The sequence below is a fragment of the Amycolatopsis acididurans genome (assembly GCF_012328925.1).
GTDB lineage: Bacteria > Actinomycetota > Actinomycetes > Mycobacteriales > Pseudonocardiaceae > Amycolatopsis_E > Amycolatopsis_E acididurans.
Genome location: NZ_JAAXLS010000067.1, coordinates 1 through 23,823 on the forward strand (window position 1 = coordinate 1; position 23,823 = coordinate 23,823).

25 protein-coding genes are annotated in these 23,823 nt (G+C 67.5%); 4 read left to right on the plus strand and 21 right to left on the minus strand.

Features of this window, described 5'->3' with window-relative positions:
• The first annotated feature begins 1,018 nt into the window (after positions 1-1,018).
• Positions 1,019-1,390, plus strand: coding sequence for a winged helix-turn-helix transcriptional regulator (locus HFP15_RS38740; RefSeq protein ID WP_168522977.1), 372 nt, complete (start codon positions 1,019-1,021; stop codon positions 1,388-1,390).
• A 26-nt stretch (positions 1,391-1,416) separates the two neighbouring features.
• Here HFP15_RS38740 and HFP15_RS38745 read toward each other — a convergent pair whose 3' ends face one another.
• The 13 genes from HFP15_RS38745 to HFP15_RS38805 form a co-directional block, all read right to left on the minus strand.
• Positions 1,417-4,458: a BTAD domain-containing putative transcriptional regulator gene (locus HFP15_RS38745; protein WP_168522979.1), complete on the minus strand. Its 3,042-nt coding sequence runs from the start codon at positions 4,456-4,458 to the stop codon at positions 1,417-1,419.
• Positions 4,459-4,522: 64 nt separating this feature from the next.
• A complete protein-coding gene (locus tag HFP15_RS38750) occupies positions 4,523-4,963 on the minus strand; it encodes a hypothetical protein (RefSeq protein ID WP_168522981.1) in 441 nt (146 codons plus the stop codon).
• A gap of 54 nt (positions 4,964-5,017) precedes the next feature.
• The gene (locus tag HFP15_RS38755; RefSeq protein ID WP_312871963.1) at positions 5,018-5,464 is read right to left on the minus strand and encodes a pilus assembly protein TadG-related protein; all 447 of its coding nucleotides are present in this window, start codon (positions 5,462-5,464) and stop codon (positions 5,018-5,020) included.
• Between the two features lie 2 nt (positions 5,465-5,466).
• Complete coding sequence (locus tag HFP15_RS38760; RefSeq protein WP_246272451.1) at positions 5,467-5,964, minus strand: TadE/TadG family type IV pilus assembly protein; 498 nt, start codon at positions 5,962-5,964, stop codon at positions 5,467-5,469.
• A complete protein-coding gene (locus tag HFP15_RS38765; RefSeq protein WP_246272455.1) occupies positions 5,961-6,443 on the minus strand; it encodes a TadE/TadG family type IV pilus assembly protein in 483 nt (160 codons plus the stop codon). Before HFP15_RS38765 ends, HFP15_RS38760 begins: the two co-directional genes overlap by 4 nt.
• Positions 6,444-6,456: 13 nt before the next feature.
• A complete protein-coding gene (locus tag HFP15_RS38770; protein ID WP_168522983.1) occupies positions 6,457-6,642 on the minus strand; it encodes a hypothetical protein in 186 nt (61 codons plus the stop codon).
• 52 nt (positions 6,643-6,694) lie between these two features.
• The gene (locus HFP15_RS38775) at positions 6,695-7,588 is read right to left on the minus strand and encodes a type II secretion system F family protein (RefSeq protein WP_168522985.1); all 894 of its coding nucleotides are present in this window, start codon (positions 7,586-7,588) and stop codon (positions 6,695-6,697) included.
• Entirely contained in the window at positions 7,585-8,508 is a 924-nt protein-coding gene (locus tag HFP15_RS38780) for a type II secretion system F family protein (protein WP_110341582.1), read from the minus strand. The genes HFP15_RS38775 and HFP15_RS38780 overlap by 4 nt, the downstream gene beginning before the upstream one ends.
• On the minus strand, positions 8,505-9,953 hold the full coding sequence (locus HFP15_RS38785; protein ID WP_168522986.1) for a TadA family conjugal transfer-associated ATPase: 1,449 nt from the start codon (positions 9,951-9,953) through the stop codon (positions 8,505-8,507). Before HFP15_RS38785 ends, HFP15_RS38780 begins: the two co-directional genes overlap by 4 nt.
• The gene (locus HFP15_RS38790) at positions 9,950-10,789 is read right to left on the minus strand and encodes a CpaE/TadZ family protein (protein ID WP_168522988.1); all 840 of its coding nucleotides are present in this window, start codon (positions 10,787-10,789) and stop codon (positions 9,950-9,952) included. The genes HFP15_RS38785 and HFP15_RS38790 overlap by 4 nt, the downstream gene beginning before the upstream one ends.
• Positions 10,789-11,502: an SAF domain-containing protein gene (locus tag HFP15_RS38795; protein WP_168522990.1), complete on the minus strand. Its 714-nt coding sequence runs from the start codon at positions 11,500-11,502 to the stop codon at positions 10,789-10,791. The genes HFP15_RS38790 and HFP15_RS38795 overlap by 1 nt, the downstream gene beginning before the upstream one ends.
• 119 nt (positions 11,503-11,621) lie before the next feature.
• Positions 11,622-12,665, minus strand: coding sequence for a hypothetical protein (locus tag HFP15_RS38800; RefSeq protein ID WP_168522993.1), 1,044 nt, complete (start codon positions 12,663-12,665; stop codon positions 11,622-11,624).
• On the minus strand, positions 12,659-13,015 hold the full coding sequence (locus HFP15_RS38805) for a hypothetical protein (protein ID WP_228714238.1): 357 nt from the start codon (positions 13,013-13,015) through the stop codon (positions 12,659-12,661). The genes HFP15_RS38800 and HFP15_RS38805 overlap by 7 nt, the downstream gene beginning before the upstream one ends.
• Before the next feature lie 517 nt (positions 13,016-13,532).
• Here HFP15_RS38805 and HFP15_RS43235 point away from each other — a divergent pair.
• Positions 13,533-14,177, plus strand: a complete 645-nt coding sequence (locus HFP15_RS43235; protein ID WP_168522995.1) for a prepilin peptidase — start codon at positions 13,533-13,535, stop codon at positions 14,175-14,177.
• Here the strand turns inward: HFP15_RS43235 and HFP15_RS44260 are convergent.
• The 6 genes from HFP15_RS44260 to HFP15_RS38835 all read right to left on the minus strand — a co-directional run bounded on the left by HFP15_RS44260 (position 14,158) and on the right by HFP15_RS38835 (position 18,890).
• Positions 14,158-14,685 carry a helix-turn-helix domain-containing protein gene (locus HFP15_RS44260; RefSeq protein ID WP_376768928.1) on the minus strand — a complete coding sequence of 176 codons (528 nt, stop codon included), beginning with the start codon at positions 14,683-14,685 and terminating at the stop codon, positions 14,158-14,160. The two genes, HFP15_RS43235 and HFP15_RS44260, sit on opposite strands and share 20 nt — an antisense overlap.
• A gap of 48 nt (positions 14,686-14,733) precedes the next feature.
• A complete protein-coding gene (locus HFP15_RS38815; protein ID WP_168522997.1) occupies positions 14,734-15,195 on the minus strand; it encodes a hypothetical protein in 462 nt (153 codons plus the stop codon).
• Positions 15,196-15,239: 44 nt separating this feature from the next.
• Positions 15,240-16,223 carry a sigma-70 family RNA polymerase sigma factor gene (locus HFP15_RS38820; RefSeq protein ID WP_168522999.1) on the minus strand — a complete coding sequence of 328 codons (984 nt, stop codon included), beginning with the start codon at positions 16,221-16,223 and terminating at the stop codon, positions 15,240-15,242.
• A 91-nt stretch (positions 16,224-16,314) separates the two neighbouring features.
• The gene (locus HFP15_RS38825) at positions 16,315-16,680 is read right to left on the minus strand and encodes a hypothetical protein (RefSeq protein WP_168523001.1); all 366 of its coding nucleotides are present in this window, start codon (positions 16,678-16,680) and stop codon (positions 16,315-16,317) included.
• Positions 16,681-18,051: 1,371 nt separating this feature from the next.
• The gene (locus HFP15_RS38830; protein WP_168523003.1) at positions 18,052-18,303 is read right to left on the minus strand and encodes a hypothetical protein; all 252 of its coding nucleotides are present in this window, start codon (positions 18,301-18,303) and stop codon (positions 18,052-18,054) included.
• An 86-nt stretch (positions 18,304-18,389) separates the two neighbouring features.
• Positions 18,390-18,890, minus strand: coding sequence for a hypothetical protein (locus HFP15_RS38835; RefSeq protein WP_168523005.1), 501 nt, complete (start codon positions 18,888-18,890; stop codon positions 18,390-18,392).
• Between the two features lie 760 nt (positions 18,891-19,650).
• Between HFP15_RS38835 and HFP15_RS38840 the strand changes: the two genes are divergently transcribed.
• On the plus strand, positions 19,651-20,511 hold the full coding sequence (locus HFP15_RS38840; protein WP_168523006.1) for a helix-turn-helix domain-containing protein: 861 nt from the start codon (positions 19,651-19,653) through the stop codon (positions 20,509-20,511).
• A 37-nt stretch (positions 20,512-20,548) separates the two neighbouring features.
• Positions 20,549-20,770 (plus strand): DUF397 domain-containing protein, encoded by a 222-nt coding sequence (locus HFP15_RS38845; protein ID WP_168523008.1) that lies wholly within the window; start codon positions 20,549-20,551, stop codon positions 20,768-20,770.
• A gap of 148 nt (positions 20,771-20,918) precedes the next feature.
• Here the strand turns inward: HFP15_RS38845 and HFP15_RS38850 are convergent, their stop codons facing one another.
• Both HFP15_RS38850 and HFP15_RS38855 read right to left on the minus strand, forming a co-directional pair.
• Complete coding sequence (locus HFP15_RS38850) at positions 20,919-22,247, minus strand: GGDEF domain-containing protein (RefSeq protein ID WP_312871964.1); 1,329 nt, start codon at positions 22,245-22,247, stop codon at positions 20,919-20,921.
• A 434-nt stretch (positions 22,248-22,681) separates the two neighbouring features.
• Positions 22,682-23,758, minus strand: a complete 1,077-nt coding sequence (locus HFP15_RS38855) for an MFS transporter (protein WP_312871965.1) — start codon at positions 23,756-23,758, stop codon at positions 22,682-22,684.
• Positions 23,759-23,823: the final 65 nt, after the last annotated feature.

The following is a 23,823-nucleotide window of genomic DNA, read 5'->3' on the forward strand; positions in this document are numbered from 1 at the left end:
CAGCGGACGCGACCGGCGCGGCAGAGGCCCCAGCGGACGCGACCGGCGCGGCAGAGGCCCCAGCGGACGCGACCGGCGCGGCAGAGGCCCCAGCGGACGCGACCGGCGCGGCAGAGGCCCCAGCGGACGCGACCGGCGCGGCAGAGGCCCCAGCGGAGCGGACAGCTCATCTCTTGCTTTGTGCTTTATGGATGGCGAAATGCCAAGAAATGGCGAATCGCGAGCGTTGTTATTCGAGCTATCCACTCACGCGATTCAAGCCAAGAGAACTCAAGTAGAGTTTGAGTATTGACATGTGCTCGCAATTGTGATCGTCAAGTGCGAATGGTGATTGAATGCGAATTGAAACAAAGTATCGGATTCGACCGAAGTTGATCAGCGGCAAGTGTGCAGCAGGGGGCTTGCAGCCGTGACGACCGAGCAGCGAGAGGTGAGGCCAATGCGTAACCATCAGCCGGTGGAAAGTGGGGTACGGAAGGATGGTGACCGGAGCACTCGGGGTGACCACCGGATCATGAGGAACGGCAGGCGACCACCCACCCAAATCGACTGTTCATGTGCCTGCCGGCCACCGAGTCGGGCGGAGCATCGGTAGCCCCTGCAGGCTGCGTGACCAGGCAGTTCGCGGCGTCGGAGGGCTACCGCTCTAACAGGTAGTTGGATCGGACCGTCGTCTGGTAGGTGACCAGGACACTACAAGGTGGTCACTGACCGTGCTGTTGACCTACTAGTTGGTCACTCGATGTGGTGACGCCGGTTCGTCCTAAGTAGAAATACGCTGCACGGGGTACCCCGTTTGACGTAACGTTGACAACCTTGACACTGATCATCGAGGCCGCTGGTACCGGGCGAAATTATACGCCTGTAACTGGAAAGGAGGCGATTCTAATCTTTGAATCTCAGGGCTCGTCTGTGCCGCGGGGGCGGGGTGTAGGCGAGCCATCACGAACGAGTTTGGGGGGTGTACATGGTAACGGGGGACGCTAGGTATCTAGCGCGGTCGCGGGATCTCCGTCACGTGCTGAACGGGGAATGGATCACGCACATTCTGGTGGCGTTGAATGCTGGGCCGCTGCATTACAACGAGCTGCATGCCGCCATCCAGGAGATGACCACGTTCGATCCGTGGACCGGGTCGGTTCGCAGGATTCAGAGCCGGGCATTGGGCCGGACCTTGCGAAGGATGGAGACAGCCGGCCTTGTGGACCGGGTCGAGGAACGGACGTTTCCGCGGTCGGTGGTGTACTCGCTGACGCCCGCGGGCGCGGATTTGCTGGTTCGGGCGCGGCCTCTGATCGACTGGGCGGAAGAGAACATCGATCTGATCGAGCGCCTGCAGAAGGCGCCGGACGACGGCGATCAGCCGCAGGACGACGATCAGCCTGACTGAGGTACCGCTGCACTGGCGGACGCGGTTCAGCTGGCTGCGGCGTTGTCGGTGGAGACCGGCCGCCGGGTGCTGCCGCGGCGTTGGAGGAAGTCGGCGAGGTTCAGCGTGTCGGCGCTGGGGTTTTGGCCGATCTCGTCGAGTGTGGTGGTCAGCAGCGCGAGGGTGCGTGGGATGGCGGCGTACTGGTCGAGGCGGGCCTGGGTGCGGATGATGTCGCGGTAGACGCCCTCGTTGTAGCGGTCGAGCTTCCGGGTGCGTTCCAGCAGCGTGAGCATGGTTTCTGGGTCGCTGTCGCCGTGCGCGCGGATCAGGGCGCCGAGCGCGTCCAGGACGTCGCGTCGGGTGGCCTCGCGGAACGGTTCGATCCAGGGCACGAGCAGGTCCTCGGCGAGGTCGCCCTGGTAGAGCTCGACGGCGTCGTGCAGCTGGGCCTGCGCCGCGGCGTCGGTTGGGCGGGGCGCCTGCAGGGCGTGCTGGAGTTGCCAGTAGTCGACGACGGCGAGTTCGTTGTTGAGCTGGTAGCGGCCGTCGTCGTTGAGGATGAGGTTGTTGATCCTGCCGTCGGTGGCGTCGGTGAGCGCGCGGCGCAACATCGACAGGGTGTTGTGGAACGAGTTGTACGGCCGCGGTGGCCGGCTGTCGGGCCAGACGGCTTCGTTGAGGACTTCGCGGCGGACGCCGTGGGGGTGCAGCGCGAGGTAGACGAGCAGTTCCCGTTGCTTCGGTGTCAGCGCGCCGCTGAGCTCCTTCTCTCCCTCGTCGCCGCGCAGGGCCAGGTGCAGGCGTCCCAGCACACGCACAACCAGCGGGGGTTGCGGTGCTGCCACGTCACCGTTGTCCGGTTTCCGGGTTTCCTCGGCAGCCGGTGCCTGCTCGGCGGCTGGCTTGACGTCCTCGGCGGCCGTGCGGCGCTCGTCGGTGTCGTCCGGGGTGTGCGCGGCCGGGGCCTTCGGCGGGACGTCCACGGGGATGGGCTGGACGTCCAGCAACTGGAGGCTCGGGGCCGGTGGGGTCTGCTGGTTGTCTTCCTGTTCCGGCGGGCGGGTGGATTCGAGCTGGGTCATCTCGTCGACCGAGCGCTGTGCGGGGACGGGCGGCGTGGGTGCAACGTCGTGATCGTCTGCGGGCGGTGCGAGTTCGCCGCCGGTGAAGCCGCTGGTTGCGTGGTCGGGTGTGGCCAGGTCGGCGGGGCCTTCAGCATCGCGGAGCACGGCAAGCAGTTCGGTGGCGTCGGTGGAGGGCAGGCTGAACAGGCGTGTGTCGGCGAGGGCGTCGCCGAGGCCAGGGCTGGTCGCGCTGACGGTGCCGTCGTGGCGGACGCGCACGGTCGCGCCGGGGCGCCACTGGCCGAGGAGCACGCCGGCCAGGCCGAGGGTCGAGCCGTTGTCGAGCACGGCTTGCAGGCGGCGTTCCGCGTGGGGCATGGGGCTGGCGAGCAGCACGAGCGAGGCCGGAGTGAGTCGGGTTTCGGTCTCCTCGATGGCGTGGCGGGTCCGGGTGAGCAGGGCCGCTTCCATCTCGTCGAGGGCGGCGTCGAGCGTGGCGACGACGTGGATGGTGGACGGCAGGTTCTCGACGTCGGCGCCGTCGAAGACGAGGTGCAGGTCGTCGGCGGGGACGAGCACGCGGATGCCGTCGCCGGGCTGCTGTTCGGTGAGCAGGTGCAGCAGCAGTGCGCGGGCAGCGGCGGTGGCGCCGGGGCCGGCGAGACCGAGGCCGCGGGTGCTCGCCAGGTTCAGGGCGAGTTCGCGACCACCCCGCACGCCGACCCTCGTCGTCACCGGGACTGGTTCGTCGTCGGGCTCCAGCGCCCCGGCGGCGGTGATGTGGATCCGCGGTGGAGCCGGCGCGAGGTCGACGAACTCCACGTCGTCCACGGGCCTGCGGTTGCCGTCGTCCTGGTCGTAGGCGGCCCGCAGGGCGCGGACCACGGGCGCGATCGGCCGCTGCAGGTCGGCACGGTCGCCGCTGCCGATGCGGTAGCGGCGTCGGCGCCACATCCGGACCGAGACCATGGCCGTCGTGATCGCTCCGGCCAGGCCAAGGCTGACGAACACGCCGGTCAGCAGGTCCAGCCCCGGTTCGGCCTGGTCGTCGTGGTGCTGGCCGGCCTCGTCGGCCGGCGCCGGGGTCGTGTTCGGCGCGGGCTGTGTTGACGGAGGCGTGGTCGGCGCAGTGCTCGTCGGAGGAGGTGGCGGCTGCGGAGGCGGCACCTGCGGCTGCTGCTCGCCGGGAGGATGTTGTTCGGGCGGGGCCGGGATGTAGGCGGTGATCTTCCAGCCGGGGCGCACGAGGTTGGGTTGGGTCAGCGCGCGGCCGTCGGGCTGCTCCACGCCGCGGTTGAGCTGGAACAACTCGGGCCACCGGGTTCCGCCGCCGGGACCGTAGATGCGTTCGGCGACCCGCCACAGGCTGTCGTAGATCCCGTCCTCGGGGAGCCGGACCTCCTCGGTGACCTGGACCATGCCCGGCGGGGCCGGCGCTGCCCGATCGACCGCCAACGTGGCGGCCGGGACGACGGCCGCCTGCGGAGCCGCGGCCTGCGTGGCCGGGCCTGGGGTCAGCGGTGCGACGACGGCGACCGGCGTGAGATCGGCGGCCAAGGCTGCGGTGGTCGGGGTGGGAGCCGTGTACGGGGTCCGGTTGCCGAGCAGGGTCAGCACGATGGTGCCGATCAGGGCCGCGGCGAGGCCGTGCAGCGGGCCAGGCGGGCGGACCTGCGGCCAGGTGATCCCGCGCGCCGCATCGACTGTGCAGCGCAGGACGTCGAGTGCGAAGAAGAACCAGACGATCCAGCACAGCACCGCCAGGGTGTTGAGCAGGAACTGCGCGCTCATCGGGTTGAGCAGCGTCGCCTGGATCTCGTCCCAGGTCGGCACGTCGTCAGGCAGGGGCCACCCCACAAAGTGCACGAGGGCCCAGGGCAGGCCCGCCACGAGCGCGAGCAGGACGACGAGGGCGAGCAGACCGCGCACGAACCGGAGCACCGCGGCCAGCGCCCACCACGCGGGGCGGCCTGTCCCCGGCCGTATCGGCTTTCGGTGAGAGAAGTGCGAGTGTGCGGTCATGGCGTGCTCGATTCCTTGGACGTACAGGTTTACGGCTCCGCGGTCGCCAGCGGAGCCAGCGGCGTCATGTCACCGGCGCGGGAATCCGGGTGGAGGTGTCCGCCGCGCCGTTGCGAGGTCCGGCGAGCTCGGGTAACGCGGACTGCTGGGTGGTGGCCGGCGCCGTGTTCGATGTGGACGATGCTTGGCTCGCGTCCCGTTTCGCGGTAGCGGTGCCGGCGGTGGACCGCTTGCGCTTGGGGCGAGTCGTCTTGCGCCCGTTGAGCCACTGGGTGAGGTCGGTGGCGGGTACGTCGGTGAACTTGGCCAGCTCGTCAACGCTAATGACGTCGCTGGACTCAGCGAGGACGTCGCCGAGTTCTCGCTCGATGTCGCCGAGTTTCTCGGCCACCTCTGCCCGCAGCAGTGCGAGTTCACCGACGCGCTTGGCCGCAGCTGCCCGCTTCGCGCTGCGGGCCGCGTCGGCTTGCTCGACGCGGCGTTCGATCTCTTCAGTCGTCGCCATCCTGGTCTCCTTCCCCGGTGTGGCACTGAACTGGGTACGAGCATGTGAAGGTCGTCATGGGAGTACTCCGGAGATTCCGCGTTGCGGTTGGGCCTGCCCGGTTCCCGTGACGGTGATTGAGCCGATGCTGACCAGTCCGAGCAGCTGGGTCGGCTGGTCGATGCTGACGGTCACGTTCACGGTGTTGCCGGCGACCGAGACGGTGCCGGTGTGGCCGGCGGCGGCGAGGTAGCTGCGGGCCGCGGCGCTGGCTTGTTGTGGGACCAGGCGCAGGGTTCCGTCGGCGCGGTAGGCGGTCAGGTCGATTTCCTGGGCGCCGGCCCGCGCGGCTTCCTGCGCCTCGCCCATCGCACGGACCTTGGCGGCCAGGGCGAGCCCGCCGTCGAGCACGAGCCCGGCAAACAGCAGCGCGGCGAGGGCGATGATGACGACGAAGGCGGTCACCCGGCCGTCCTGGTCTTCGCGCAGCCGGCCGGTTCGGCGGCGCAGCGATGCGACCACCCTCATGGCGCACCTCCCGCTTGGGCGTTCGGGGCGGTGCCGCGCCAGACATCGACCGGGGAGGAGAAGCTGGATTGGAACGTCCGGCTGCCAGGCACGCCGAGCGAGGTCAGGTCCCCGAAGCCGACGCTGCAGGACACGGTGACGGTCACCGTGGAGCCCGGCTTGAGTCCCTGTGTGTCGGTGGACACCGACAACGACTGGCAGGTGATTCCCGCGGACGCCAGGGCTGCGCTGGCGGTGGCTTGGGCGTTGGCGGTGGCCTGCGATGGGGTGCGGGCCAGGGTGGCGGCGCGGGCCGCTTGGTGCGCGACGTCGTTGATCCGCAGCTTGGTGTCGGCCAGCCGGCCGCAGAACACCACGAACAACAGCAGCAGGATCAGCAGCGGGGTCAGTAGAGTGAGCTCGGCCGCAGCGGAGCCTCGTTCGTTCCGACGCAGCGCGCGAATGCTCGCGCGCATCGAGCGCGCGAACGCGGGAAGACGGCGGGCCGCGGTCATGGTGCCACCGCCCCTGCACCGGTCGGCGGGGTGAATTTCTCAACGGGCCCAACGGCTTCGGCGTGCACCGTGAAGGTCGCGAACGGAATCACGTTGATCACGGTTCCGGTGACCGTCACGGATGCTTGGTTCGGTCCTCGCTGGACGTTGACCGATGTTCCTTGCAGCGGGCCACTTCCGAGTTGGGTGAGGACTCGTTGTCCTTCGGCATTGCCTGCGGCCGTACTGCCGCCGTACACGCGTGCCGCGGACAGGGCTTCGGAAGCGGCGGCTTGGGCGATGTGGGTGGCGTGCATGTAGAGCGCGAACTGCGCGATCAACAGGATCAGCAGTAACAGCAGGGGCGTGGCGATGACGAGTTCGACCGTGCCGGCGCCATGCTGATCCGTCCGCAGCCGACGCAGCGCCGCCCGCACGCGCATCCGGTGTGGACGCTCGCGCGTGTTTGGCGTGCGGGATCGGCTGGGGCGTCGAGGCATCGTGGTCACCGGCCTACAGGTTGATGCCGTTGGCTTTCTGGGTGACCTTGATGACGATGATCGCAATGACCGCGATGGCCAGCGCCGCCAGCAACGCGGTGACCACGACCGCCTCGGTCGAGTAGCCCGCCTCGTCGCGGCGCAGCCGCTCCAGCTCGGCCCGGATGCGGGCGATGAGGATCTGAACTTCGGTGAACATCAGCTTCTCCCCTGTGGTTCGGGATCCGGTATGGACAGTCCTTGTGGGAACTTCAGAGACCTCCCAGCACGCTCGCGAGGGCAGGGAACCCGATGAAAATCAGGAACCCGCCGAACAGCATCACCACGGGAAGGCTCATCCGTTCGGTGGCGGCCTGCGCTTCGCCTTCAGCGTCGGTGAGTTCACGGGTGCGCAGCGCCGCGGCCTTGGCCGCGAGGCTGGCGCGCACGCGGGCGCCCTCGGTGCCGGCGAGGCTGACCGAGGCGGCCAGCTCGGACAGCTGATGCACGTCGAGCTCGGTGCCGAGCTGACCGAGGGTCGACCACGGTGTGGTGCGGGTCAGCTTGGCGGTGACCAGCGCACGGCGCAGCTGTTGGAAGGCCCAGCCCTTGCCGATGCCGACCGCGTCCGACAGCGCGCCGTCGACTCCGGCGCCGCCGGCCAGCAGGACCCGGATCAGGTTCAGGTAGGCCGACAGCGCGTGCCGGAAGGTCGAGCGCCGCCGCTCGGCTTCCTGCCGCACGCTGATATCCGGCAACAGGAACCCACCGAGCGCGAAGAGCAGGCTGGCGACCGCGGGGACTTCCCAGCCGAGACCAGCGTCGGCCACGACGAGCAGCAGTTGCATCAGGATCGGCAGCAACAGGCCGGTCAGCGCCAGCGTGGCCTTCTCGGCCAGGTGATGTTCAATGCTCTTGCCAGTGACCGCGAGGTCGTTGCGCAATTTGCGGTTGGGCAACCCGAGCGCGGCCAACGGCTTGATGAACGGCCGGCCCACGCGCAACGCCCAGCCGTCGGAGTCCGCGGTGAGGATCGGTGGCGGCGCGGGCGTCGCGTGCAACCGGTCGACCAGAGCGCGCAGCGGCGGCCTCGGCGGGAACACGTAGACCACGAGCGCCCACAAGCCGACGCCGAGCCCGGCGCCCCACAACAACGCGCTGATCATGACGACGCCCCCTTCCCGGTGAGCAAGTCATCGACGTCCACGTCGGCGTCGTGGGGCCGGATCGTGGCCAGCTCCGTGAGGAAGCGCTCCGGCTCACGCATCCGCGCAATCCGTGCCAGCCAAGCAAAAGCTGCCGCGAACAGCGCGCCGACGAACAGCAACATGATTTGCCCGAACGCGGAGTCGTAGGGGGCGAGGTAGCCGCGGTTGAGCAGCACCAGCCCGATCGCGAAGGACAGCGTGGTGATCACGATGACGCGGACGCTGGTCCGGGTGCGGGCGCGGCCGGCCTCGACGCGCATCCGCATGGACGCCTGCTCGCGTGCCTCGCTGGCGAGTTCGCCGAGCAGGTCGGCCAGTTGGCGGGCCTGGTGCTCGGCGGCGAGCACGAGCGCGGAGATCACCAGGTCCGCGGTGGGGTCGCGCAGTTGGTCGGCGAGGTGGCGCAGGGACGGTGCGAGGCGTTCGCCGCGTTCCAGCCGGACGGCGAGCTCGGTGATCTCCTCGCGGATCGCTTCGGGGCAGGCCGGGGCGGTGGCGAGGATGGCCTGTTCCAGGCCGGCCGCGGCCACCAGGGTGTCACGCAGCATCTCCGTCCACCCGGCGATCGCCTCGATGCGTTCGAGGTGGCGCTTGTGGTCGACGTTCGAGCCGAGGATCCGCGGCAGGCCGACTACCGCGAGCGCGGTCAGGATGGCGGCGACCACCCAGCCGGTGACCGCGCCGACGGCCAGGCCGGCGAGCACGGCCACGACGAGCCAGCCGACCCGCTTGCGGTCATGCCGGGCGGCCAGCCAGGCACTCAGCCGCGACGGAGTCGCCGGACGGGCGGGCCGGCCGCGCAGCCCGGCGGCGATGAGCAGGACACCGACGGCCACACCGGCACCGAGCAGGCCGAACAGGGCGGCGGTCGTGGTCATGGCGTCCACCACCCTTCGCGCCGCTCGAACAGGTCCGGGTCGTAACCCGCCTCGACGAGCAGGTCGACGGTGTCGGTGCGCAGCGGCGCGCCCGGTACGGCGCGCAGGTCCGGGCCGGGGCGCCAGACCTCGTTGCTGATGATCTGGGCGCCGTCGGCGCCGACGACTTCCCGGATGGAGGACACCACGCGCTTGCTCGGGTCGTCGCGGGGCTTTTCCAGGTGCACCACGAAGTGCAGCGCCGCAGCCACCAGCAGGTTGGTCGCTTCCATCGGCAACCGCTCGGGGCCTTGCACGGCGTAGGCGGCCAGCTTGGTGAACGCGCCCTGGCTGGAGCTGCTGTGCAGGGTGCCCATGCTGCCGTCGTTGCCCATGGACATCGCGTTGGTCAGCGGGATGACCTCGGGCCCGCGGACCTCGCCGACGATGACCCGGTCCGGCGACATGCGCAGGGACTGCCACACCAGGTCCGACAGCGAGATCTCGCCCTGGCCCTCGATGTTCGGTTCGCGGGCCTGCAGCGCCACCACATCCGGGTGCGCCTCGGCGTCCTCGCCGAGGCCGAGTTCGAAGACGTCCTCGATGGTGATCAGCCGTTCCCACGATGGGATGGCCGAGGCCAGGCCGCGCAGCAGGGTGGTCTTGCCGATCGCCGTGCCGCCGGTGACCAGGACGTTGCGCTTGGCGCGCACCAGGGCCTTCAGGAAGCTCTCCAGCGCGAGGTCGATGGTGCCGTTCTCGCGCAGCTCGGCCAGCGTGACCTTGGTGAACCGGTGCCGGCGGATCGACACCGACGGGCGCGCGGTGACCGCCATGACCGCCGAGACACGCTCGCCACCGGGCAGCTGGAAGTTCACGATCGGGCTGCCGCGGTCGAAGCGGCGCTCCTCCACTCCGGAACGGGTAGCCAGGTCCCGGATGAGGTCGATCAGCTCGGTGTCCGAGCCGACCACCGGGGGCAACCGCTTGCGACGGCCATCGGCGTACTTGACGAAGACACGGTCGCCGTTGATGTTGATGTTCTCGATGTCGGTGTCGGCCAGCAGCGGTTCCAGACCGGCCAGACCGAAGACCTCGTCCAGGACCTGGCGAATCAGACGCTGCTCGACCTCGGGAGCCACGAGCATCCCGCCGGTGGCGGAGTTGCGCAGCTCGGCCTGGGCGTGCGCCTCGGCCGCGTCGGTCAGGATCGCCTCGGCCAGCCGGCGGCGTGCTGGGGCGTCCATCGGCGGGCGGCCGGCGGTCTCGTCAGCCCGGATGCGTTGGCTGAGTTGGGCGGACAACTCCTCGCGCAGGTGCTGCCGCAGCCGTTCCACCGCGGCGGCTTCCCCGGCAGGCCGGTGTGGCAGATCCGCCGGTCCAGCCGCGTGGTGGGCAGCCAGGTTCGGGCCGGCGCCGTTGGTCGACGCCGCCAGGCGCGGATCACCGACGTCAGGCCGCGTCATGGCGTCGCTCCGTTACGGGTTTGCGGCCCGAGCGGTTGCAGCGCCACACCCGAGACCGGCTCACCCGGAACGGCCAACCGCAGGTGCGAGGCACGGGCGCCGTTGCCGGTCGGCTGGTGCCCGTGCGCATAAAGGTTGAGCGCGATCCTGGCGGCGGCCCGCCCCAGCGGGGACTTGTCGGGCCCACGTCGGCCGGTGCCCTGGCCACACAACACTGCGGCGCCCTTGTCGTCGCGCGGCACGCGACCCATCACCGGGATGCGCAGCGCTTGGGAGACCTCCGCGGTCGGGTAGCCGTCGCCGACCAGGACGAAGCACGGGCGTCGTGACCACTGCTGGGCGGCCTGCAGCTTGAGCGCGACGTGCGCGAGCTCGTCGTCGTGCGGGCGGGCGACCAGCAGCATCGCGTCCGCGCTGCGGATGATCGGGAACGCGGGCGAGTCCGGATCGACCCGGCCGCAGTCGGCGATGACCGTGGTCTCCGGCTGGTCTGTGGCCCGACGCAGCGGCGAGGACGGGCCCGAGGCCAGCACCGTCAGGGCGGCGCGAGCTTGTTCGGCACCGACCGGGCCGAGCACCACCCGCAGGCCACCGGGGAGAAGCTGGGTGTGCTGGGCGAGCAGATTCGGATCGGCACCGCTACGGCCTCGTGCCGCCGCGGCCAAGCTGACCAGGCCCGGTGTGTCGGGCAGCCGGAAGCGGGCCATCAGGTCACCGCCGGCGGGGTCGACCTCGACCACGATCGGGTTCTCCTGGCCCGGCCAACGGGCGCCGAGCGCGGTCGCCAGTGTGGTCACGCCCGGCGACCCTTTCAGCGAGCAGACGGCGATGAGCATCAGCGGCCTCCTCCCGCGATCGCGACCAGACTGAGTTGTCCCGCCGGGGCCGATGCCAATGCGCGAGCGTCCGATTCGGATAGTTGCAGCGACACGACCGTGGTCTGCTCGGTCTCGCGCGTGGCAATGCCTGTCACCACCGCGGTCCACGACGACGTCTGCCCGGAACCGGTCGACGTTCCGGTCGTTGTGCCCTGCCCTGGAGTCGTGAGGACCGCGACGGTGGTACCGGGCGACAGGTCGGGCGGGAACTGTCCCGGCTTCAGCCCGACGGCGGCGATTGCCTTGCCCTGTGCCGGAATCTGTGGGGCGCCGAGCACCGAACGGGTCACAAGTGAGCCGGCGGGCAGGCTGAACGCCACCGGCTGACCCACCACTGTGGACGCAGCCGATGCGGGCATCACGTCCATGCCGGAGTCTGCGGCCATGCTGACCTGCTTGAGATCCTGCGCCGTCAGAACTTGGCCTACGGCAACAGGACGGGCCAGCGCGAGCACGTTTTCCCGGTCACCCAGCTGCATTCCGGCGAACACACCGCCGGCCGCACACACCAGGACCAGCAGAACACCGAGCAATAGGTAAGGCACGCTTCGGCGCCGACCGCTGCCGCTCAAACGCGAAGGAGTCTTGCCGTCACGGCCAGCCCACGCGTTCGGCGACGCTGGTTTCTGCGTCGTCGTGTCCGTGCTGGTCGAACCTGCGGTAGTGGTCACCACCGACCTCCTTCAGGCATGACGCCATCGCGACGCGTCGACTCGGGTATTCGACGTGCCTTGTTCGCAACAGGGTGTTTCGTTGTGCACGCCCGCCCTCGTGAGGCGGGAGGCTTTGCTCAGCCGGTCGCGATTCCCTGGCTCTCCGCCACGCGGAACGCCACCGAGGCCGAGGTCGTCATGTTCGGGAACGTGCCGCCCTGGCCCGCGCCCGACCACGTCACGGTCCAGTTCACCGTGGCGGTCACCGGGAACGCGTCGGCGCGCTGCCCGGCCGAGGACGTCTTGTAGGTGTAGCCGCAGTCCGGCGAGGCGCTCTTCGGGTCACCACCGGCGGGGAACGGCGAGCCAGGACCAGTACAGGTCACCGAGCCGCCATCACCCATCGACCACGTCACCGAGGTCGGCCTCGCGACCGCAGTCACCGACACGCCCGGCACCGACGCGGTGGCCGAGACGTCACCCCAGCTGCTGCGGTCCAGCCACAACCACGTCGGCAGGCTGACCAGCTGATCGCCAGCCGGGTTCGCCTTGATCTTCGGAGTAGGAAGCCGCAGCTGGTTCCGCGCCTGCGCCGCGAGCTCGGCTGGCGACGGCAGTGGCGCCGGGCCGGGCTGGCCGTCAGCGATCCAGACCGGCGGCCGGTACAGCGCATCCGCGAAGCCGGGCCCGGTGCACTTGTAGACGTACCAGGCGCCGGACGGTGGTTGGGCCTGCGCGAACCGCGGCTGCGCGACCGCGAACTGCGCGGTGGCCGACGCGCTCTGCGGCCGGTACACCGCGGGGACCGCGGTGACTCCGCCGGTCTTGGGCGGAACCTGGAAGGCCGCCGGCTGCACGCCTCCCGGTGGCGGGCCCTGGTAATCACTGCGCACATAGCCGCACTGGGCCAGGTTGGGGTTACCGCCGATGATCGTGTCGCCATTGGCGTTGGCCTGACCCGAGCCGGGCTTGCTCTGTCCAGGGTTGCCAGGCTTGCTGTTCCCGTTGCCCTGGTTACCGCTTCCAGGGCGGGGATTCTTGCCCGCGCCGAGTTCGCAACCAGGGTTGGGGTACTGGCTGCAGTCGGTGAATCCCCACCCGCCGTCCGCGAAGGCGGGGACCGCGGTCGCCACGATCACGGCCGCGGACAGACCGACTACGACTCCCAATCGCTTTAACACGTGCCCACCGCCTCTACTGCGAAGCGGGTGACCCTCCACGTGCCGTCCTGCTGCTTTTTGACTTCCGCGGTGATCGAGCGTCGCCCGCCCGGTGTGTCGTTGAGCAGCTGACCGTTCTTGTACTTCAGCCAGCCGCTGTCATCTCCGCAGTCCGAGATCATGACCGTGGTCGGGTTGTCCGGCGGATCCACCTTGGACACCTGGGGGTTCGTCTTCGGCTCGCCCTTCGTCACGACACCGTTGAGATGGTCCGTGTACAGGCTGCGGTTGATCACCCCGAGCGCGTCGCCGGTCGCGTACTTTGCGAGCTCAGGTGACTGCCAGTCGGCGGTTTCACCGGCCTTGGCCATCTGCCGCCACATGCCCGTGTAGGCAGCCGTCGCCTGCTGACGCGCTGTGTCCGCCGGAGAAGCCGACGACGGCGGAGCGCTGGTCGTTGATGGCGGTGTTGCCGCCCCAGTCGTGCCCCCAGGCGTCGAAGACGAGTTCGAACTACAGGCCGCCAACGTCAGCGCCGCGAGTCCAACAACCGCCAGTCCCACCCTGCGCCGGCCGTTGCGGCCGTGTACGTTGCCCCCGACCACGTGCACCCCCTCGGATCTGCGAAAATTCCTTTCGATCTAGTGTGGTACTCCTCACGTCTACCTGGCGCCCCCTAGGAGACCGCAATGTCCCTATGAAGGGACACAAGTGTCGGAACAGCGAAAACAGGTCAAAGTTCACCCAAATGGGCTAATGACACCGTGTCCAAATGGCGCTGAGTAGTAGGTTCATTACACCGGAAGGCCGTAACCAGGGGGCTACAGGGGGTACAGCGTTGACGAGCTCTGTCACATCCGCGAGCAGGCGAATGGCGCGAGCGTCTCGGTGACCGCGCTCAGCCTCGCCGGCTGGGGCCTGGTCGGACTCGTTGTCGCCAGTGTCCTGCGTATCGCCGTCCAGCGAAGCTCGCTTCTCCCGGCGGGGTGCGAACGACTGGCCCCACGGGGCCTGCTCGAAGTGGTCACCGCGGTCCTGTTCTCGGCACTGGCCTGGCGCATCGGCGCCGTGCCCGACCTGTTCGCCTACTCCTGGCTCGCCGCTGCTGGTGTCCTGCTGGCCGCGATCGACTGGAACTCCCGCACGCTACCCACCAAGCTCATCTGGCCCAGCGGCATCATCCTCGCCGCGCTCTTCGGCATGGCTGCCCTGCTCAACCGCGACGCGTACCCGGTCCTCCGCTCCACTGCCGGCCTGCTCGCGCTCCTCGCGTTCTACGGAGCGCTCTACTTCCTTCGACCTGGCCAGCTCGGCGGCGGAGATCTCCGGCTTGGGGGCATGCTGGGCCTTGCGCTGGGTTGGAATGGGTGGGCGGCGCTGCTGGTGGGAACACTGCTCGGCTGGCTCGGTGCGGCCATTACGTTGGTTGTGCTGCGCATCGCCCGGCGGGTGGAACCGACCAAGGAGATCTCCCTCGGGCCGTTCCTCGTCGTTGGTGCGCTCGCCGCGATCCTCATCCAGCCGACGACTTGACGTCCACGAGGCCGGTCTTCCCGGTCAGTGCGGAGTGCCGGTCTTGGCGCCCCAGGGTTCGGGCGCACACCGCGGCGCATGCGTAAGGACACGTCAGGCCGCACTCGCTCTCGCGGCTATCGCCGCCAAGGGGAACCAGGTTGCTCGCTTCACGCGTGATAGCCCGCCTCCGGCGGAGGTCGGCTGGCGTCAGAGTGCGCGATAGCGCCTCCCACATCAGGTCCGTCGGCACGTCCTGCTCATTGGACAAGTCCTCAACGGTGGTTCCGGTGATCCACCGTCTGGCCGACGGACGCATCGCCATGGCCGCGAGCTTGGTCCGCGCAGCCCGTCGTCGCGCCGCCATCCGTGCGGCCTCGGAGCGGGTCCGCTGAACCCCTGCATCACGTACGAGGCTCTCGACGACTCCGCGCGTGCGGCCCGTGCGCTCGGCGACCTCCCGCGCGGAGAGGCCCTGTTGATAAAGAGCGACCAGGCGCCTGGCCTCCCTGATGCGAACCTTGGCCATCCTGTTGGGGCCTTGTCGCACAATGACATCAGCGGCGTCAAGCACGTCTTAAACCACACGCGAACCGATCTTCAGGTGCTCGGCGACCTTCGGATAGGACCAGCCTGTCGCTGTGTAGAGGTGGATGATCTGTTGCCGCAGTGGGTCGGGCACTTGCGCACTCAGTGCCTCACTGATGGTGCGATTGATACCCGCCTCGGTGACTACTCGATTGATGGTGCTGGGCGGTCGACCCACGATCTTGCTGATCTCGATGCTGGAGGTCCAGCGGGTACCAGTCCATGTCTGGTACAGCGCGATAATGCGTTTCTTCTCCCCTGTGGTCAGTCGGCGTTTCTTGCCTCGTGCGACCCCGGCCTTCTCGATGGTGTTTTCCACAGCCGTGCGAGAGCGGCCGACTTGACGAGCGATGGCAGTATTCGTTGGCCACCGTCCGTTGACCTTGGTCAGGTACAGGTCGACAATCGTCTGCTTCTCGGCGGCGGCCAGCCGCGGTGCGCGCGAAGACATATTGTGGTTCCGTTGGTGCCTAACAACTTTGAGACTCAATACGGTTAGCTCGCTAGCTTCACGGCAGCGGTGCCACGCTCAGCAAGCGCCGCAGACGGCAACCGCCCGCGTTCCTGCTGCCGACGGCTCTTACCAACCTGGGCGCAAGACCGTTTCCCAGCTGCACGGACGCGGAAGGAGGTGTTGATCTCGGCAAGTTCCAACGAAAGCGTGCGGCATGAACCGCACTCAGCAAGGTGGTCACGAACCTGCTGAGCCTCCCGCGTTGGCAGGCCGCGCCGAGTCCAGGCACCGAGCCGATCGACCGTAGGCTGGCAACGGGATCCCGTTGCTCCTGCGAGATGCTCTTGTAGGTATGCCTGTCGAAGCCCTTCGCGCGCCCGGTAAGCCAGCGCGGACACGCCATTGGCTGTCAGACCGAGTTTCGGACCAACCTCTGCTGGTGACCTGCTTTCGATCTCGGTCAGCCAAAGTACCGTCTGCCATCGCTCAGGCAGCCGAGCAAACGCGTTCGCCGCAAGCTCCTTCTCAAGGCCAGCCGACGCGGTGTCGTCGAACTGCACGCTTACGAGTACCGGGTTTACCGCGGTCGTCACGTCCTCGGTCAGCTCAACCTTCCGGTCCCTCCGCGTTTTGTCGTAAGCCGTGTGACGCAAGGCCGTGAGCAGGTAGGCGCGGAACGCCGAGTCTGGTCCTCGACCACCTTGCAGGGAGCTAAGAACCTTGCTGAATGCCTCCGACACCAGGTCGTCCGCCTCGATGGCCGAACGGGCGAGCTGACGAGCAAGGTTGTATGCAGCAGCGACATGGCGTACGTACAGCTCGCCATAGGCCGCGATGTTCCCGTCGCGGACTGCTCTGATCAGCCACGCGTCATCGGGGGCGATTGCTGATCGAAATGCCAAGGGCTGCGCCGATGCCGCATCCGATGGCGCCCAAGGGGACAGCGCATGTTGACCGGATGAGCGCGCCCAGCTCCCGTAGCTCCGGTCGTACGCCTGAGCGCGTTCGATGCAGGCCGCAGTCATTGTGCATCCCGCCGTCGAAACTTCGTACCGTCCGGGGCAGCGCAAGCGGTACCGCCGGCCGCGGTCGCAGTCAGAGTTTTCATTGTGCGGCTCATTGATTGCTCTCCTTGTCGATGTGACCGGCTATCAGTCGGCATACGAGGTAGTAGTTGTCCAGCACGAATCGGTTGGAGAAGTGCCGGTCTTTCAGTGCGTCAGCGAGGGCGACGCCGTCGGGTGTTTGGGGATACCGATTTGCCCGCACCGCGCGGCGCAGCTGCAGCAGCTCCGCGAGGTGGAGTTCCAGCGGGCCGAGCTCCGGCAATGGTGATCCGAACCATGCCTCCGCGTTGGGACGGTCGATCCATTCCCAGACGACCGCGTCGCTGACTCCTGCCGAAGTGCGGACGGAGGCGAAGTGAAACAGCCGGATGAGTGCGTCTCGGGAACCGGGGACGTCTCGCTTCGCGCTTGTCACGAAAGCGCCACTGAGCGGATAAGGACTCTTGTCCGACGTACGCATAACGCTCAAGTGCTCCGCGAAAGCCAGCGCGAGGCGGTCCGCGGCCGTGACGGGTCCGGAAGACTGCACCGAAACGCCGAGTACTCCGTGGGTACGGCGGACACTCTGCGCCAACAGGAGTGGTGACTCGGCCGGAAGGTGAAGCACCCACCTGTCGTTGCCAAGACTCGCGTGCCGCCCAACTCCTGGCTGCCACCTCAAGGGGCACTCGGAACTGGCCAGTATCAACAGGCCGAGGCGGCTCGTGCCGGGGAGCACCGGAATATCGGCGGGAGTGAATGTCCGTTCAGGTGGGTTGCTGGCCCCGCTACTCATGGGCTCGACACCCCACAATCCTTTTGGTTCAACAAGTTCGGACGTTCCGATCGGTCATGGAGGAACTGGAAATTTGAGGAGGCTACGGCGTAATCGAACAGACGCCTGATACAAACGGTCGGTCCTTTTTGGACGTCGGGGGTGTGGCGAGGAGACTGCGACACGGCCGGGTAGATCGGGGCGCGGGCCCGGCCGCGTCGCAGTCGGAGGTCAGGCCGGAGCGGAGCCGCTTCGGAGGCCGGGCGATCGATGCCGCCTTCACGACCTCCTGACACTGTGCGTCTTCGACGCTGTGGCCTGACGGCCGACGTGGCCCCGGCTCGGGGGAGGCTTCCGGCCTGGGCCAGTCGGCGACATGGTGGCACTTCATGCCTGTCCACATCGGGCAAGGACGGCTGGATCACTTTGGCGAGGGAGCGATGACTTAGCCAGTTCCCGCTGTAGAGCGGAAAAGTTCGGCAGCTTCCAGCCAACGGCCGTCGGCGAGATGCGCCATCGGTGGAGAGGCGCATCGACAGCCGTCGGCGGCAGTACCAACCGTTCCCCTTGTGCAAGTTGTCGACCTACGACGTCGCGATCTTCGAGAACAGTTCGTCGTTGACCTGCCGAAGCGAGCATGTAGTCGGTGCCGAATGGAGCGGCGATGATCGGTCCAAGCAGGCCGGCGGCACGGAGGGAGTGGATCGCATTCCGCGACACCAGGCCGGGAACCTCAATCGCCTCGACGGCCGATCCGCAACCCAGAAGTATTGGATACGGTGCCCTGGTCCACACGTCCAGGGCTTCCTCGGCGTCGGTGATCTCGTCGTCACAGAATCCCGAAACGGCTGTGGAGGTTAGTGGCGCCGGCCGGACTGGCCAACCGTGGCGGACGTAGTTGACAGCCGCTTCGCGTACCTCGGTAAGCCATAGTCCGGGCATCGGGTGAGGCGCTCCGGTCATCGTTGTCTCACTCCCAATAGGACGAGTCCGAGATGGATGGGCTCGCCGCGGGCAGTCAGGTACTCGCGCTCACTCTTGCGAGTGCCGTGCGCGTCTCTGGGGTCTCTCGTCGAATTCGATCGGCCCCGTGTCAGCCTCGTTGGCCGACCATCCGTATTCCTCATCGCCGGAGTCGTTGTCCTCGACGTAGAACTCGTCGCGGATTCTCCGGGCTGCGTCTCGTGCACAGAGTTCGCCGTAGACGAAGGTGATCACGACGATGAGTACGACGACGACAAGCGTTTGCCAGCCGGTGATCGTCAGCGGTCCGCATTCAGCCATGACTGCGCTCCTCTTGACGGCAGCAGGCTCGCGCAATGGATCCGCGAATGATTCGAGATGGCTTCGGCCTGCCAGGTGCGTGGGCTTCAGGTCACTGGGCCTTGGGAGCCTGCGATCCTGATCATGGCAATGACGAGTGACTGCAGAGGCAGGTCTCGACCGGCGATCAGTCGTCGCTGCCACTGTCGTAGTCCGAGCTGTTCTTCGTCGGGTGTGGGGAGCGCCAACCGTTCGCCGCCTTTATGGACAGTCACACCGAGGCGAAGTAGGTCGACTGCCGTGTCATCGTTGATCGAACGCGGGGAGCCGGTAAGGAAGATCCATCGCTTCCTGCCGGAGTCGATGACCACTGGACCTCCAGACATCGCGATGTCCAAACGTCGCAACACATTCGTCCCGATCGGCGCGGGCGTTGTGATAGCACCAACGAGGCCACCGACTGTGAGGAAGATGCACCGAGACGGGAAGTCGAGGGCGACCGGGAGGCCGTGATCGTTGTAGTACTGGCTGCAACGCTGTGCCGTGGGACCAAATTTGGGTTCGCGGCCAGCGAGCTGATCGAGATCGTCAAGCGTAGCGACAGCCACCGCTGATCATCTCCTTTGTGGACACGTTGGAGTGTTCAGCACGAACCACGCACGTAAGGCCGCGGTGACCCTTTACGGCTGCGCGACTGGATTTCCGGGGCCCGATCGGTATGAGCCCGAGGATCAGACTGCGGCCGGTTGATGCATGCGGGGTGCGGAACACTCGATCTGAGGTTCAGGAACCGGGACTGACAGATGCAGTCCGTCGTGATCGAACAGGAGCACCTCCATTCGCAGAGTGGGCAGCGCGGGCGTGACGTCCAGTTGGCAGATCGGTTGAAGGCCGACAAACACGTGCTGGCGACCGCGGGAGCGCTCGTTGACGCTGTGGAACCTCGGCGGGGAGGCCGCTGTCGGGGGAAGCAGCCTCCCCGCCGAGGGGCTCGTTGACGTGCCCGGCCGCGATGCGCGCCAACACCATGGTGCGTGCGGCTTGGCACCGCCGGTCCCGCCGGTTGTCGAGCCACTTGCAAGTGGCCCACGCCAGCCAGCACAGGCCAGCGAGTACCACCACGAGGGTTAGCGCCGCTACGAGCACGTAGATCAGCAGCCACTGCGGCATGCGGACCCCTCCTTCGTGGCGGTCGACCGGACGGTGTACCGTGTCCAGTCATCTAAAGTCAGATTATCGGAACTAGCTCCCGACGCTACTCCGATAATCGGAATTTAGATATGCACCCGAATGGGTGGTTGTGCTTGAGTACGCTGTGTGACCAGCGAGGATGGAACGAGCTCACCGTCCGCTCGGGAAGGGCACCGCATGGCCAAGGTCACGCCGACCGCGAAGAAGCTCCTGCTCGGCAAGGAGATCGAGCACCTGCGCGAGCTCGCAGGCAAGTCGCAGGAGGAAGCGGCAGCGCTGATCGAGAAGGGCCAGAGCAAGATCGCCGCTCTGGAAGCAGGGCAGGCCAGCATTACCCCTGGCGACCTGCTCCTGTTGCTCGACGGCCTCGGCGTGACCGAACAGTGGCACAAGGACGTGCTGCTGGAACTGCGGCGGAACAACCACCAGCGCGGCAAGTGGACCGGCATCCGCAGCCACTACAGCGAGCAGTTCCGAACGATGGTGGATCTGGAGGAGCACTGCGACCTCATCCGCACCGTCGAGTGCGAGGTGCCTCCGGGCCTGCTGCAGTGCGAGGCGTTCATCCGCGCGCTCTGCAAGCACGCTCACGCTGGCACGGACCTGGACGCTCGCGTTCAAGCGCGGCTGGCGCGGCAAGCGATCTACAAGAAGTCTGACCCACCCGAAGTGGCGTTCGTCATCTCGGAGTCCTCTGTCCGCCGCGAATACGGACCGCCGGAGGTCATGCGCGAGCAGGTCGAGTACATGATCGAGATGTCGAAGCTGCCTAACGTGCGCCTTCAGCTGCTGCCGTTCAAGACCCGCGTGCAGAGCGCCTCGATCGGCAACCGCTTCGTCCTGCTGCGGATCCCTTCGCCGGGCGTCGCCGGCCCGCTGGAGTTCGCCTACACCGAGAACGAGGGCGAGCTGCGCTACCTCGACGACAAGGCCGCCGTGGCTGCCCATGACAGGGCCTGGTCTCGCCTCACCGGCGCCGCCCTGAGCTTCGAGGCGACCCGGAAGTTCCTGCGTCAGGTGGCCGACGAGTACAACTGAAGCACCACCACCGGCTTTTCAGTCAAGGAGCGCCTCGATGGCCAACACCCCACCGGACTTCGCCCCCCACGAGTTCCGCAAGTCCAGCTTCAGCGGCGAGAACGGCAACAACTGCGTGATGGTTGCGCAGCGTGATGGCTGGGTCGCGATCTTGGACAGCAAGGCCGGCCTCGACGGTCCTCGGCTCGTCTTCACGGCTGACGAGTTCGACGCCCTGAAGGCTGGCCTGAGCACCTCGTCCGACGACCCGAACTGTTGATGCGGGAGGTGCTTCGATCTTCGATGCTGCCCGGCTCCCACTGCGACCTCGCGGAGTAGGCCGGTGGTGTGCGTTTACGCGGTCGCGGCTCGGCGGCTCACGGCGGCGAGCCGCTTCCTTCCCGCGTCGTCGGCAAGTGGCCGGTCGTCTACGCCGGTTCAGTCGGCCCCGGCTGCGCGGGGATCCGACTGGTCGCCAGATGTACCTGATCCCGGCCATTGTTCTTGGCCTTGTAAAGAGCCGAGTCAGCAGCCTGGAGGAGCTCTTCGAGCGTGCCGATCCCCGCACTGGGGTACATGGCAGCGCCGATGGAGACCGTCAGGTCGTTGATCGTGACCGCCTCGCCTTCCTCGGTCCTCGCTGGGATGACCAGGCCATGGATGCGGCGGCGGATACGTTCGGAGATCCCTCTGACGTTCTCGGCGTCAACCTCGGGCAGAAGGACGATGAACTCTTCGCCGCCGAACCTGCCAGCGGTGTCGTAGTCACGGGTTTCGGCCGCGAGTTCCTGTGCCACTGCCCGGAGCACCTGATCACCGACGATGTGGCCGTAGGTGTCGTTGATGACCTTGAAGTGATCGAGGTCGAGCATGAGGACTGCCATGCCCGTCCCTCGAACCTCGGCGCGCTCCAGTGCGCGTTGGGCCATCTGGTGCCACCACTCCGGGGAGTACAAGCCGGTCTTCGCGTCAGTACGGGCGGCGCGCCGGAACTGGGCGAGAAGAACCCCGCGATGCATCGCCACCAATGCGATCACCACTCCGGCGAGAACCACGGAGTCGCGGACCACCAGTGTGGCGGCAACCAGGCCCAGGCCGAATGCCCCGGCTTCAAGCCAGTGCTCGCTGAAGTTCTCGAACAGCTGAGAGGGCTTGATCTTCGGCGACGAGATCAGGATCGCAGCGAGAACCAGCGCGCAGTTGATCATCCACCGGAGTGCTGCGGCGCCCGCCACGACGGCGAGGTCGACCAGGCCGGTCGGCAGCGAGTTTTGGGGAACTCCTGGGTACTGGCTCATGCCAAGGGCGAGTACCGCAACTGCGGCCTGAGTGCCGCACAGCACCGTCGAGCACGAGAACGTCCAGCGATACAGCGGAACCGGGCGTTGGCGCGGCCAGACTCGGAGCCAGGCGGCTGCGTAGGTGAGCACCACCATCCCGGTCGCGAGGATCGGCGGGCAGATCAGCACCGCGGCGAAGGACCAGACCGACTTCGTGTCGAGGTACGGGCCTGTGCCGGCGACGAACTCACGTTGTCGCTCGATCGAGCGGGTCAGCTCGATGTACACCAGGGCGGCGACGGCCAAGAAGGCGAAGTGCATCAAGTCGGCGCGAGTGACCGGCTGGAGGAACGCCGTGGCAGTCGACGCTCCAACTGCAACGGCCCCGACGACCAGTACGTAGGCAACAACGTGCCGCGGAGCCTGCCACAGGCTCCAGTCAGCGACTCCCCTCCACGGTGTCTTCAGCGTCCGCACCAGCCTTCACCTGCACAAACAGTGCAGCTTTCGCCCGATCTTGGCCAATTCGATCCCACCGTAACCGAATCTGTACCCTGCGTGGGCCCGATGACCAGGGACGATGTAGCCGGAATGCACCCGGATAGACCAGCGAGTGAGTTCGCATCCTTGTCGGGGAGGAGGTGAACTGCCGTGCGCGACGTGAACTGGTGACACAAGCCGCCTCGTCCGCCGCAGCGCGCGTGACCTGCGGCGTTGACCAACGATTCACGTAGATGAATCCCTCGTTGATCGCGTCGGGCGTACTCCGCTCGCGCACTTGGAACTGCACCAGGAGGTGAACCGCGATGCGCGATGACGTCAACTGGACCCGTTGAGCCACTGTCAGTGATCGACCCTAAGCCAACTAGGTCAATGATCTGCTCAGCCATGTCCCCGATCGGCCGCATGCGTCAGCCGCTCATGCTCTCGTCGGTCTCGCCTCGCGGAGCCCGTTGAGGCGAGACCGCGCGAGACCACGACATGGTGGCGGCGCATGCCGCAACAACGCCGCCGAGAGCTGCGAGCGCGATCACCTTCGACGGTTCGAGCACCTGAGCCAGCAGGCCGGCCATCACGATGGCGATGCCTTGGGATGCGCGAAGGGCGGCGACGGCAAGTCCCACGGCCTGGGCTCGGACATGCTCAGGAGCGGCTTGCACATAGGCCGAGTTTGTGATCATGTCGTGTGCGCTGGCCGCGCCGCTGATTCCCCACAACACGACGGTGAGGCCCAGGCCCGGCGCCCACCAGGTGGGCACCAGGAGTGCGCAGGTGATGACGGCCAGCGGGCCCAAGAGAGCAAGCCGCCGTTCCGGCTGTATGCGCTTCAGCAGCAGCATGCCGACCACCGTGCCGAGAGGGTTGGCAGCCAACAACCACCCGGCGCCCAGCGTGCCGGCGCCGATCTCGGCCGAGTACGGCACAGCCAGGCCCTCGGCGACAACATAGAAGCCCGAGAGACACGCAATTCCGAGCAGAACCCGGAGCCGACGATCATGCGCGACGAGCCGCACGCCAGCGGCTATTGACCGGCTATGAGGGAACCGACGTTCCGCGTCGGATCGAGCTCTAGGTTGGTGTGGTCCGACGCCGAGCCTGATCACCAGGGCGGACACGACGAACGTCGCCGAGTCCACCAGGAGCGCGCCAGTCGTGCCGAGGCCGGTCACCACTGCGGCACCTGCACCGAAACCCAGAACGAGTGCGAACTGGTAAGTCATGCTGATCAGCCCGATCCCGACCGTGAGCTGGTCACCGCGCAGGATGTCGGGAAGGGCTGCCGTGCGCGCCGCCCCGAACGGCACCGCGAGCAGTTGGACCCCGATTAGCAGGGCGATCTGGCCGATGAGCGAGAGTCCTGGAATGGCCATCGCTCCGACGAGCGCGGCCCGCGCGAGGTCCGCGGTGACCATCACCGTCTGCCGCGAGTAGCGGTCAGCGATCACCGACAACGCGGCCCCGCCGATCAGGTCGGGAACGAACGTCACGGCATAGGTGAGTGCCGCCCACCCGCAGAGCGGGTTCGGTCGAAGACGAGAACCGTAAGCGCGAC

Bases quoted from the DNA above. Each gene is read 5' to 3' on its own strand.
- HFP15_RS38745 (WP_168522979.1), bottom strand. From the start codon at position 4,458: ATGACCGCACACTCGCACTTCTCTCACCGAAAGCCGATACGGCCGGGG.
- HFP15_RS38750 (WP_168522981.1), bottom strand. From the start codon at position 4,963: ATGGCGACGACTGAAGAGATCGAACGCCGCGTCGAGCAAGCCGACGCG.
- HFP15_RS38760 (WP_246272451.1), bottom strand. From the start codon at position 5,964: ATGACCGCGGCCCGCCGTCTTCCCGCGTTCGCGCGCTCGATGCGCGCG.
- HFP15_RS38765 (WP_246272455.1), bottom strand. From the start codon at position 6,443: ATGCCTCGACGCCCCAGCCGATCCCGCACGCCAAACACGCGCGAGCGT.
- HFP15_RS38770 (WP_168522983.1), bottom strand. From the start codon at position 6,642: ATGTTCACCGAAGTTCAGATCCTCATCGCCCGCATCCGGGCCGAGCTG.
- HFP15_RS38775 (WP_168522985.1), bottom strand. From the start codon at position 7,588: ATGATCAGCGCGTTGTTGTGGGGCGCCGGGCTCGGCGTCGGCTTGTGG.
- HFP15_RS38780 (WP_110341582.1), bottom strand. From the start codon at position 8,508: ATGACCACGACCGCCGCCCTGTTCGGCCTGCTCGGTGCCGGTGTGGCC.
- HFP15_RS38785 (WP_168522986.1), bottom strand. From the start codon at position 9,953: ATGACGCGGCCTGACGTCGGTGATCCGCGCCTGGCGGCGTCGACCAAC.
- HFP15_RS38790 (WP_168522988.1), bottom strand. From the start codon at position 10,789: ATGCTCATCGCCGTCTGCTCGCTGAAAGGGTCGCCGGGCGTGACCACA.
- HFP15_RS38805 (WP_228714238.1), bottom strand. From the start codon at position 13,015: ATGGCCAAGGCCGGTGAAACCGCCGACTGGCAGTCACCTGAGCTCGCA.
- HFP15_RS44260 (WP_376768928.1), bottom strand. From the start codon at position 14,685: ATGGCCAAGGTTCGCATCAGGGAGGCCAGGCGCCTGGTCGCTCTTTAT.
- HFP15_RS38815 (WP_168522997.1), bottom strand. From the start codon at position 15,195: ATGTCTTCGCGCGCACCGCGGCTGGCCGCCGCCGAGAAGCAGACGATT.
- HFP15_RS38820 (WP_168522999.1), bottom strand. From the start codon at position 16,223: ATGACTGCGGCCTGCATCGAACGCGCTCAGGCGTACGACCGGAGCTAC.
- HFP15_RS38830 (WP_168523003.1), bottom strand. From the start codon at position 18,303: ATGGCTGAATGCGGACCGCTGACGATCACCGGCTGGCAAACGCTTGTC.
- HFP15_RS38840 (WP_168523006.1), top strand. From the start codon at position 19,651: ATGGCCAAGGTCACGCCGACCGCGAAGAAGCTCCTGCTCGGCAAGGAG.
- HFP15_RS38845 (WP_168523008.1), top strand. From the start codon at position 20,549: ATGGCCAACACCCCACCGGACTTCGCCCCCCACGAGTTCCGCAAGTCC.